Origin of the sequence: Microbulbifer magnicolonia (assembly GCF_035117725.1) — a bacterium.
In the GTDB taxonomy this organism is placed as follows: domain Bacteria; phylum Pseudomonadota; class Gammaproteobacteria; order Pseudomonadales; family Cellvibrionaceae; genus Microbulbifer; species Microbulbifer magnicolonia.
Window position 1 is genome coordinate 1,011,054 of the sequence record NZ_JAYEFD010000002.1, and the last position, 10,979, is coordinate 1,022,032.

The 10,979-nt window shown below is 59.9% G+C and carries 8 protein-coding genes; 3 read left to right on the forward strand and 5 right to left on the reverse strand.

Annotated elements, in window-relative coordinates:
- Positions 1 to 34: 34 nt before the first annotated feature.
- From metF to RRF64_RS13790, 4 genes are all read right to left on the reverse strand, one after another.
- Complete coding sequence (gene metF / locus RRF64_RS13775; RefSeq protein WP_323846466.1) at positions 35 to 877, reverse strand: methylenetetrahydrofolate reductase [NAD(P)H]; 843 nt, start codon at positions 875 to 877, stop codon at positions 35 to 37.
- 65 nt (positions 878 to 942) lie between these two features.
- Complete coding sequence (gene ahcY, locus RRF64_RS13780) at positions 943 to 2,328, reverse strand: adenosylhomocysteinase (protein ID WP_323846467.1); 1,386 nt, start codon at positions 2,326 to 2,328, stop codon at positions 943 to 945.
- 141 nt (positions 2,329 to 2,469) lie between these two features.
- On the reverse strand, positions 2,470 to 3,690 hold the full coding sequence (gene metK / locus RRF64_RS13785) for a methionine adenosyltransferase (RefSeq protein ID WP_323846468.1): 1,221 nt from the start codon (positions 3,688 to 3,690) through the stop codon (positions 2,470 to 2,472).
- 86 nt (positions 3,691 to 3,776) lie between these two features.
- Positions 3,777 to 4,745: a metalloregulator ArsR/SmtB family transcription factor gene (locus RRF64_RS13790; protein ID WP_323846469.1), complete on the reverse strand. Its 969-nt coding sequence runs from the start codon at positions 4,743 to 4,745 to the stop codon at positions 3,777 to 3,779.
- Between the two features lie 300 nt (positions 4,746 to 5,045).
- Between RRF64_RS13790 and tkt the strand changes: the two genes are divergently transcribed.
- From tkt to RRF64_RS13805, 3 genes are all read left to right on the forward strand, one after another.
- Positions 5,046 to 7,046 carry a transketolase gene (gene tkt, locus RRF64_RS13795; protein ID WP_323846470.1) on the forward strand — a complete coding sequence of 667 codons (2,001 nt, stop codon included), beginning with the start codon at positions 5,046 to 5,048 and terminating at the stop codon, positions 7,044 to 7,046.
- Between the two features lie 136 nt (positions 7,047 to 7,182).
- Entirely contained in the window at positions 7,183 to 8,193 is a 1,011-nt protein-coding gene (gap, locus tag RRF64_RS13800) for a type I glyceraldehyde-3-phosphate dehydrogenase (RefSeq protein ID WP_323846471.1), read from the forward strand.
- A 338-nt stretch (positions 8,194 to 8,531) separates the two neighbouring features.
- Positions 8,532 to 10,463 (forward strand): alpha/beta hydrolase family protein, encoded by a 1,932-nt coding sequence (locus RRF64_RS13805; protein WP_323846472.1) that lies wholly within the window; start codon positions 8,532 to 8,534, stop codon positions 10,461 to 10,463.
- A 180-nt stretch (positions 10,464 to 10,643) separates the two neighbouring features.
- Here the strand turns inward: RRF64_RS13805 and tnpB are convergent, their stop codons facing one another.
- Entirely contained in the window at positions 10,644 to 10,856 is a 213-nt protein-coding gene (gene tnpB / locus RRF64_RS13810; protein WP_323846473.1) for an IS66 family insertion sequence element accessory protein TnpB, read from the reverse strand.
- Positions 10,857 to 10,979: the final 123 nt, after the last annotated feature.

The following is a 10,979-nucleotide window of genomic DNA, read 5'->3' on the forward strand; positions in this document are numbered from 1 at the left end:
GAATCGAGCATTCTCCCCTACAGAAAGCTGCTCCTTAAGCCTCCGGGCCGAGATCGAGTACGCGCAGGATCTCCGCGGTCGGCTCCACTTGGTTCATCGTATAGAAATGCAGGCCGGGCGCCCCGCCTTCCAGCAGCGTCTCGCACAGGTCGGTGACCACCTCGAGCCCTAACTTCCTGATATCTTCCGGATTGCGGTAGCTCTCCATGCGATGGCGCAGCCAGCGCGGAATTTCCGCACCGCAGTTGCGCGAGAAGCGCGACAGGTTGGCGAAGTTGATGATCGGCATGATGCCCGGATAAATGGGCGCGTCTATGCCGGCTTTCTCGCACTGGTCGAGAAAATAAAAGTACGCATCCGGATTGAAGAAGTATTGGGTCAGCGCGCTGTCGGCGCCGGCCTCGAACTTGCCTTTCAGGAAACGGATATCGTCGTCGTAGCTCTCCGCTTCCGGGTGGATTTCCGGGTAGGCCGCCACTTCCAGGTGGAAGTGATCGCCGGTGTGGCGGCGGATAAAGGCGACCAGCTCATTCGCATAGACCAGCTGCGCCACTGCGCCCATGCCGGACGGCATATCGCCGCGCAGGGCGACGATGCGATCGACGCCGGCATCCCGATACTGGTTCAGCAGGCCGAGAATGGTCTCCTCGTTGTCGCCACCGAACGACAGGTGCGGTGCAATCGAAATACCGTCGCGGCGCAGACCGGTGACGATGTTCGCGGTGGTATCGCGGGTAGTGCCGCCGGCGCCATAGGTGACAGAGAAGAATTCCGGCTGAAACTCCTGCAGTGCCTCGCGGGTCTGGTAGAGCTTTTCCCGGCCCTCGGGAGTCTTGGGCGGGAAGAATTCAAAGCTGATGCGAATTGAGTCGGTCATAGTGCAATTCTCTATCCCCGGATACCTGGATGCCGGCCTAGGCCGGTATCCAGTGCCGCGGTTGATTAGTACTTGTAACTTTCCGGCTTGTAGGGGCCATCGACGGAGACGCCGATATATTTGGCCTGGGTTTCCGTCATGCGCGTGATCACGCCGCCGAAGCCCTGCACCATGTAACGCGCGACTTCCTCGTCCAATTGTTTCGGCAATACCTTCACGTAGAGTGCCGAGACTTTCTGGTCCGCCGGCAGGTCGGCGAACTTATCCTTAAACAGGTGAATCTGGGCCAGCACCTGGTTGGCGAAGGAGCCGTCCATAATGCGGCTCGGGTGGCCGGTGGCGTTGCCCAGGTTGACCAGGCGGCCTTCGGACAACAGCAGCAGGTGATCGTTGCTCTCGCTATTGCGCACGACCTTGTGCACCTGCGGCTTCACTTCCTGCCACTGCCAGTTCTTGCGCATATAGGCCGTATCGATCTCGTTGTCGAAGTGGCCGATGTTGCACACCACGGCACCGCTCTTCAGCGCGGCCAGCATATGCGCGTCGCAGACATTGGTGTTGCCGGTGGTGGTCACCAGCAGGTCGGTGGTCGCCAGCAGATCCCTGTTGATACCGTCGGCGGTGCCGGTGTTGATGCCATCTTTGTAGGGCGACACCAGCTCGAAGCCGTCCATGCACGCCTGCATCGCGCAGATCGGATCCACTTCGGACACCTTCACGATCATGCCTTCCTGACGCAGCGAGGCGGCAGAGCCCTTGCCGACGTCGCCGTAGCCGATCACCAGCGCTTTCTTGCCGGCCAGCAGGTGGTCGGTGGCTCGCTTGATGGCGTCGTTCAGACTGTGGCGGCAGCCGTACTTGTTGTCGTTCTTGCTCTTGGTGACGGCGTCGTTGACGTTGATCGCCGGTACTTTCAGCGTGCCCTCGCGCAGCATTTCCTGCAGACGGTGCACGCCGGTGGTGGTCTCCTCACTGATGCCGTGGCACTTGTCGAGAATCTGCGGGTACTTGCGGTGCAGCAGCTCGGTCAGGTCGCCGCCGTCGTCGAGGATCATGTTCGGCTGCCAGCCGGCCACGTCCGCACCCACGGTGCGCTCCAAGCACCACTCGTATTCTTCCTCGGTTTCCCCCTTCCAGGCGAAGACCGGGATGCCGCTGGCGGCGATGGCCGCGGCGGCGTGGTCCTGGGTGGAGAAGATGTTGCACGAGGACCAGCGCACTTCCGCACCCAGCGCCACCAGGGTTTCGATCAGCACGGCGGTCTGGATGGTCATGTGGATACAGCCCATGATGCGCGCGTCTTTTAACGGTTGCTCGGCCTTGTATTTCTCGCGCAGGGTCATCAGCGCCGGCATCTCGCCCTCGGCGATTTCGATCTCGCGGCGACCCCAGTCGGCGAGGGAAATGTCGGCTACTTTGAAGTCTTTGAATTCGGTGCTCATCTGGTTCATCTTTTTTCCAATTAATTCGTTCTTACGTTGTAGGAGCGGCCGGTGGCCGCGATCGATCTCTGCCAACAGATACATTGATCGCGGCCGCCGGCGGATGGCCGCCCCGCCGCTCCTACAAGGTGATTTCCCGAGGCCCGTAAATTACAGGCCGGCCTGCTCGCGCAGCGCTGCGGCCTTGTCGGTCTTCTCCCACGGGAAGGCGGTGAAGGTCTCGCTGCGCGCCTCGCCGTTGCTGTCCACCCAGTTGTAGGTGTGCTGGAACGGCTCGCGGCCGAAGTGGCCGTAGGCGGCGGTCAGCTGGTACATCGGATGCAGCAGATCCAGCGCCTTGGAGATCGCATAGGGGCGCAGGTCGAAGTTCTCGCGCACCAGCTCGATCAGTTTGTCCTCGCTCACCGCGCCGGTGCCGAAGGTGTTGATGGAGAGCGAAGTGGGCTCAGCCACGCCGATGGCGTAGGACACCTGGATCTCGCAGCGTTTGGCCAGGCCGGCGGCGACGATATTTTTCGCCACATAGCGGCCGGCGTAGGCCGCGGAGCGGTCCACCTTGGACGGGTCTTTGCCGGAGAAGGCACCGCCGCCGTGGCGGGCCGAACCGCCGTAGGTGTCGACGATGATCTTGCGCCCGGTGAGGCCGCAGTCACCGACCGGGCCGCCGATCACGAACTTGCCGGTGGGGTTGATATGGTATTTGGTGTCCGCGTGCAGCCATTCCTTGGGCAGCACGTGGTGCACGATCAGCTCCAGCACCGCATCGCGCAGGTCTTCCTGGCTCACGTCCGGATTGTGCTGGGTGGACAGCACCACCGCGTCGATCGCGCAGGGCTTGCCCTGCTCGTCGTAGCGGAAGGTCACCTGGCTCTTGGCGTCCGGGCGCAGCCACGGCAGCAGGCCGGACTTGCGCACTTCCGCCTGACGCTCCACCAGACGGTGCGCGTAGTAGACCGGCGCCGGCATGAAAGTCGGGGTCTCGTCGGTGGCGTAGCCGAACATCAGGCCCTGGTCGCCCGCGCCCTGATCTTCCGGCTTGGCGCGGTCGACACCCTGGGCGATATCCACCGACTGCTTGCCGATCACGTTGATCACGCCGCAGGTCTCGCCGTCGTAGCCGACGTCCGATGACGTGTAGCCGATATCGGTGATCACCTTGCGCACCAGATCTTCCAGGTCGACCCAGGCGCTGGTGGAGATCTCGCCGGCGATCACGGCGATGCCGGTCTTCACCAGGGTCTCGCAGGCCACGCGCGCCTGCTTGTCGCGCGCCAGCAGCGCATCCAGTACCGCGTCGGAAATCTGATCGGCGATCTTGTCCGGATGCCCCTCGGATACCGACTCCGAGGTAAACAGTCTGTACTCACTCATGTGATGCTCTCCGTTGATAGCGCCGCTGGCGCTCCATTTATTCCGCCGCAGGCGGTTATGCTAGTTCCGCGTCTGACGGCGCGCCGTCAGGGCTTGATAAATTCTCGAATCTGAATCTGGAAGCCATTGCGCAGCGCACTGTAGACGCTGCGCCCGTTCACCAGGCCGGCATCCTCCGCCCAGCCGGTCAACTGTTCCGGCGCAAAGCCGAGCCACAGGTCGCCGCAGGCCTCCCGCGCCCAGTCCTGGCGGTGGTCCTGCAGCTCAGCCACCAACAGCTGGCCGCCGCCTTTCAGCGCAACGTGCAGATCGCGGAAGATCTGCGCCGGTTCCGGCGTATGGTGCAGCACCATATTCACCACGATGCTGTCGGCACTGCCGGGGCGCGCGGCCGCGGCGCGGGTGTCGCTGCAGACAAATTCGATGTTGTTCAGTCCTTCCTCATCGGCAAAGGCCTGGGCCCGTTCCAGCATGGTCTGCGACAGGTCCAGGGCGGTGACGGTGCTGAAGCGGGACGCCAGTTCCTCCAGGAACTCGCCCTCGCCGGGGCCCACCTCGACGGCGTGACGGCCCGGTTTCAGCAGCTGTGCTACCTGGGGGCCGTAAACGCTATAACTGGCGATCAGTTCCTGCTGTTCGCGGAAGCGGTTGCCGTAGTCGGCGAAGAAGCGCCGCGAAACCTCGGCGCGCTCCGCGGCGATCCGCGCCACTGCCTGCGTCCGCTCAGCGGAAAGCGGCAGCTGGTCTAGGCTGGTGAACAGTTGCTGCAACAGCGGGCTGCCGCCGGTGCGTCGGTAGAAGAGGTTGTTGCCCTCGCGGCGCTTGCTGACCAGCCCGGCCTGGGCCAGCACTTTGAGGTGATGGCTGAGCGCCGGCTGGCGCAGCTCGAAGATGCGGCAGAGTTCCAGCACGCTGTAGGAGTCCTGGCTCAGCAGGCGCAGAATCTCGAGCCGCAGCGGATCGCCGGCGGCCTTGAGTGTCGCCGCCAGCTGCGGGATTTCCGCGCCGGGGCTGGATTCTGGGGCGCTGTTGGGCGCAATGGTGGACTCGAGCATGGACGCGAGTCTAGCAGTCGCCGACAGCTATATCAAAATTTTTTGATATAGCTGTATAAAATTATTTTGATGTAGCCGCGCGAGGTGCGCCGCTGACTGCCCGGTTAGGAAAATGTTATCGCTGTGGAGCGGAAATCGCCTCCGCGGCCTTTGCGCGCACCGGGGGATTACGGGAAAATACGCCCCCATTTTCGCTGTCGCGGGCTCGCTTTGGTTTCTAGGGTTTGGTTCCTGGGATTTGGTTCCTGGGGGTCACCGAGAACCGGCCCGCGGCCAATCTGAGAACCAGAGAGCTCCCCTATGTCTTCTACTCCGTCTCGCACAGAAAAGGCCAACGCCATCCGCGCCCTGGCTATGGACGCGGTCCAGAAAGCCAACAGCGGCCACCCCGGTGCGCCCATGGGCATGGCCGATATCGCCGAAGTGCTGTGGAACGACTACCTGAAACACAACCCGGCCAACCCGGACTGGGCCGACCGCGACCGCTTTGTGCTCTCCAACGGCCACGGTTCGATGCTGCTCTACTCCCTGCTGCACCTGTCCGGTTACGAGCTGCCGATCGAGGAGCTGAAGAACTTCCGCCAGCTGCACTCCAAGACCCCGGGTCACCCGGAGTACGGCTACGCGCCGGGTGTCGAGACCACCACCGGCCCGCTGGGCCAGGGCATCACCAACGCCGTGGGCATGGCGCTGGCGGAAAAGGTGCTGGCGGCGCAGTTCAACCGCCCCGGCTATGAGCTGGTCGATCACCACACCTATGTATTCTTGGGCGATGGCTGCCTGATGGAGGGCATCTCCCACGAGGCCTGCTCCCTGGCCGGCACCCTGGGCCTGGGCAAGCTGATCGCCTTCTATGACGACAACGGCATCTCCATCGACGGTGAAGTCGAGGGCTGGTTCACCGACGACACGCCCAAGCGCTTCGAGTCCTACGGCTGGCACGTGATTCCGGGCGTCGACGGCCACGATGCCGCGGCCATCAAGGCGGCCATCGAGGCGGCCCGCGCGGAGACCGGCAAGCCCACCATCATCTGCTGCAAGACCGTGATCGGCTTCGGCTCCCCGAACAAACAGGGCCGCGAGGAGTGTCACGGCGCGCCGCTGGGTGAAGACGAGATCGCGCTGGTGCGCGAGACCATCAACTGGTCCCATGCGCCGTTCGAGATTCCGGAGGCCATCTATGACGCCTGGAATGCCCGCGGCAAGGGCGAGGCCCAGGAAGATGAGTGGCAGGACATCTTCGCCGACTACCGCGAGGAGTTCCCGGAGCTGGCGGCGGAATTCGAGCGCCGCATGAGCGGCGAGCTGCCGGCGGACTTCCTGCTGAAGGCCGACGACTACATCAAGCAGTGCCAGCAGGATGCCGAGAAGATCGCGTCGCGCAAGGCCAGCCAGAATGCGCTGAACGCCTACGGCCCGCTGCTGCCGGAATTCCTCGGCGGCTCCGCCGACCTGGCCGGCTCCAACCTCACCATCTGGTCCGATTCCAAGGGCGTGAGCGCCGACGACGCATCCGGCAACTACGTTTACTACGGCGTGCGCGAATTCGGCATGAGCGCCATCATGAACGGCATCGCCCTGCACGGCGGCTTCGTGCCCTACGGTGCGACCTTCCTGATGTTCATGGAGTATGCGCGCAACGCCGTGCGCATGGCGGCGCTGATGAAGCAGCGCGTGATCTTCGTCTACACCCACGACTCGATCGGCCTCGGTGAAGACGGCCCCACCCACCAGCCAGTGGAGCAGCTGACCGCGCTGCGCGCCACGCCGAACCTGCACACCTGGCGCCCCTGCGACGCCACCGAGTCCGCGGTGAGCTGGAAGGCGGCGGTGGCCCGCAAGGACGGTCCCAGCGCGCTGATCTTCAGCCGCCAGGGCCTGGCGCCGCAGAACCGCGATGCCGTGCAGCTGACGCAGATCGAGAAGGGCGGTTACGTGCTGGCCGACTGCGACGGCGCGCCCGAAGCGATCATCATTGCTACCGGTTCCGAAGTGGAACTGGCGATGGCGGCGAAAGAGAAGCTGGCAGACAAGAAGATCCGCGTGGTCTCCATGCCCTGTGCCGAACTGTTCATGGAGCAGGACGAGTCCTACCGCGAGTCGGTGCTGCCGTCCGCCGTGCGCAAGCGCGTCGCGGTTGAGGCCGGTCACCAAGACTACTGGTACAAGTTCGTCGGCTTCGACGGCGCCATCGTCGGCATGAACAGCTTCGGTGAATCCGCACCCGGTGGCGAGCTGATGAAGTACTTCGGCTTCACCGTCGACAATGTCGCGGATACCGTAGAAAAGCTGCTGAAGTAATCGCTTCCTGTCCGTCTGGATGCCGACCTGCGCCGGCATGGCGAACTGGTAACTTGTCCAAGTCGCCATCCCGGCGCAGGCCGGGATCCAGCACTCCCTGGAGTCCCTTTCTCATGCCGAAGCTGGCCAATCTCTAATGAGTATCAGACTCGCCATCAATGGCTACGGCCGTATCGGCCGCTCTGTCCTGCGCGCCCTGTACGAATCCGGCGCGCGCGACCGCATGCAGATCGTGGCCATCAACGAGCTGGCCGATTGCGCCACCATCGCCCATTTGACCAAGTACGATTCGGTACACGGCCGCTTTATCGGCGATGTGTCCACCGAGGCGGACACGCTGATCGTCAACGGCGACCGCATTGCGGTGACCCATCACGAGCAGTTGGAAGACCTGGATTGGTCGCAAGAAAATATCGATGTGGTGCTGGAATGCACCGGCAGCTTCAGCGAGCGCGAGCGCGCCGAATTGCACCTGAAGGCCGGCGCCAGGAAGGTGCTGTTCTCCCAGCCCGCTAGCCGCGATGTCGATGCGACTATTGTTTACGGCGTCAATGACACAAGCCTGACCGGCGACGAAAAGATCATCTCCGCCGCCTCCTGCACCACAAACTGCAGTGTGCCGGTGATCGCCGCTCTGGATAAGGCGTTCGGCATCGAAGCCGGAGTGATCACCACCATTCACTCGGCGATGAACGACCAGCCGGTAAGCGATGCCTACCATCACACCGATCTGCGCAAAACCCGCTCCGCGGTGACCTCGATAATTCCGGTCGATACAGGTCTGGCCCGCGGTATCGAGCGCATCCTGCCGCACCTGGCCGACAGGTTTGAGGCCCAGGCCATGCGCGTGCCCACGGTCAATGTCTCCGCCATCGACCTGTCGGTGCAGCTGCACAAGTCCGTCACCCAGGCCGAAGTCAACGATCTGCTCAGGTCCGCCGCGCAGAATGAATTCGCCGGTGTCCTCGGCTACACCGAGGAACCCCTCGCTTCCTGCGACTTCAACCACGATTCCCGCTCCGGCATCGTCGATGCCAGCCAGACCCGCGTGGCCGGCGGCAAGCTGGTGAAAATCCTGATCTGGTTTGATAACGAGTGGGGGTTTGCGAATCGGATGCTGGATGTGGCGAGAATCCTGGCGTCCTGAATCGGGTTCGTTGAATGCGAATCTTTGCCTGCTACTCGGCGCTCCGCACTTGCCAGTAGCCGTAAAATCTCCCGGCCCGGTCCACCGAGAGTTATCGGTTGAGATTTCAGTCGCATGGGCTTTGCGGCCAGTATCTTGCCCCTTTTGAATTTCCTGCCTCCAAAATCCTTCAATAATCATTTCTCATAGCCTATCCTGAGCCTTTCGATCGGGATCTGCCTGTCAATGACGTTCGCAGTTTCGATTGCAGCGCCGTGTGCCCGGAACCTGCGGTGCCGGTCAGATTTTCAGGATTTCAGAAAAATAAATAATAGTCATAACTTTCAGGGGGAAGGGGTATGCGAGCGGTAATCATCATTACTTTTCTTTTCGTCACTTCTGCGGTCAAAGCCTTTGATGGCGTTCAGGCATTCGGACGTCTGCCGATAATGAAGGATGTCCAAATTTCGCCGGATGGAAAGAAGATAGCCTATCTCAAGGAAAATGACGGCCGCTACTATGCCGTTGGCCAGTGGATGGATGGAAAGAAAAAGCCGGCCATTTTTGGTTTTGAGGAGAGTGAGATAAGGGGGCTGACCTGGGCAAGCAATACAAAAATTTTGCTTAGGGTATCCGAGCCCTACTACTCTCGGGCGGATTTTGAGCGCTTTACCTTGTACCGGCTCGGCATATGGGATATCGAAGAGAATGATATTACTTGGGCGTTCAACAGTGACCGGTTTAAGTACAACATTGCCGCTCCGGCGCTGGTCAGTAAGATTCTCAATGATGATGATCATGTGCTGCTCTCCTATTACTACGAAGGCCTTGGTAGTGGTAAGCAGTTGAGCACTCTCTTCAGGGTAAATCTGAATGACGGGGATAAAGAGGAAGTCCTGCAGGATAGGAATGTCAACTTCTGGGTGGCGGATGACGATGGTAATCCTGTTTTCTACCGGAAGTTTGATGCAAAGTTGGAAAAATCAGTATCAATGCTTCGTGAGCCGGGGGGCGAAAATTTCAAGCCATTGATGACCGAAGTGGAGGGCGAGAAAAAGGTATTCGACAAGGCCGTTATTGGCCTGAGTGCCGAAACGAATAAAGTCTACTATGTCGATGACGGAGATGGTGGGGTCGACCATTTCTTCAGTGCGACTATAAGAAATGGCTATGTCGATCTTGGCGTTGTGCTGGGGCCAGTCGGCGATCAGAGCTACGATGTTAGTGAGCTCGTGTATGATTACCACTCTTCCACATTGACAGGCTATGCCGTGATCGAGGATTTTGAAGAGTATCGTTTCCTTTCTCCAGAGTTGGCGCAAGTCTATGCAGACCTGAAGGCGACATTTTCCGATGCGGAGGTCCAGATCACCTCATACACGGCGGATAAAAACCGTTTTGTCGCCCGCGTTTCTGGGCCCGCCAACCCAGAGCAATACTTTCTGTTTGACAGAAGCGCCGGCCAATTACAGTTTCTGGGGGAAGGTTATCGCGTCGAGGATAAAGCGATCCTGGGGCATGTAAAGCCTTTTGATTTCAAGGCGAGAGACGGTTTGGAGCTCACCTCTTACTTCACGCTGCCGAAATCATCCGGCGAAAAACTTCCACCCTTGATCGTGATGCCGCATGGTGGCCCGGAGAGTAGGGATAGCAAGAGTTTCGACTGGATGCGCCAGGCTTTTGCTACGGAAGGATATGCTGTCTTTCAGCCAAATTTCCGTGGGTCTTCTGGATTCGGTAGCGCGTTTGTCAAGAAGGGGTTTGGCGAGTGGGGCCGTAAAATGCAGGATGACGTGGATGACGGTGTTGCTGCGCTCGTTGCGGCCAGGATGGTTGATCCAGAACGGATTTGTATCGTCGGCTCCAGTTACGGAGGCTTTGTGGCTCTTTATGGTGCAGTGAAGCGACCCGATATCTACAAATGCAGCGTTTCATTTGGCGGGGTCAGCGAGTTGAGCGCTATGCATTACCACGCAAAGGAGCAACTGAGAGGACTGGATTACTGGAAAAAATCCATAGGCGACCAATATGACTACGATGAACTTGCAGCATACTCTCCGTTGGATATTGCCGGAAAGGATTCGGCTCCCATGCTGTTGTTTCATGGCGATATGGACACTGTCGTTCCCTTTTTCCAATCGGAAAAAATGTATAAAAAGCTCAAGAAATTCAGGGTCAAGGGCAGCAGACTGGTCACACTCGAAGGTGAGGACCACTGGTTGTCCAAGGGGGAGTCGAGAAAGGTATTCCTCGCTGAGTCATTAAGTTTTATCCGTAAAAATATCCAGTAGAGGGGAAAGGTGACCATTACGGAAAATCCCCGGTGCGGGGCTCTCGCAGCCTACCCCTGCCACCTTCCTCTTTACAGAAAAAAATGGCAGTGGTGTTAGCTTTGTGCCGGTCGCTACGAACACACCTCAATAATAAATGGGTGACCCCATTCAGCACCCCATTCAGTCTTATGACCCCATTCAGTCATACCAGAGGATAAAACCGTTCTTCTCCCAGCACAGGATTTTGACTTTATCCCTGGCACGGTTACAGAACACAAAGACCGTCTCCGCAAACGGATTGAGCGACATCTCTTGCTCTACGATTGCCGATAGGCCGTTGATGGATTTGCGCATATCCATCCACCCACGGTAGAGGTAGACCTTGGGGTAATGGTTGGGTGGCCTAATCACGGGGGGGTCATCTCCAGGGCGTGCGGCATATTTTTGGAAATACACCGAGCAAGGGATTGCGTGATGCCGTTCACATATTCGCGGTCGTAATGGCGTGTAATGGCACAGCAGAAGTGAATGCTT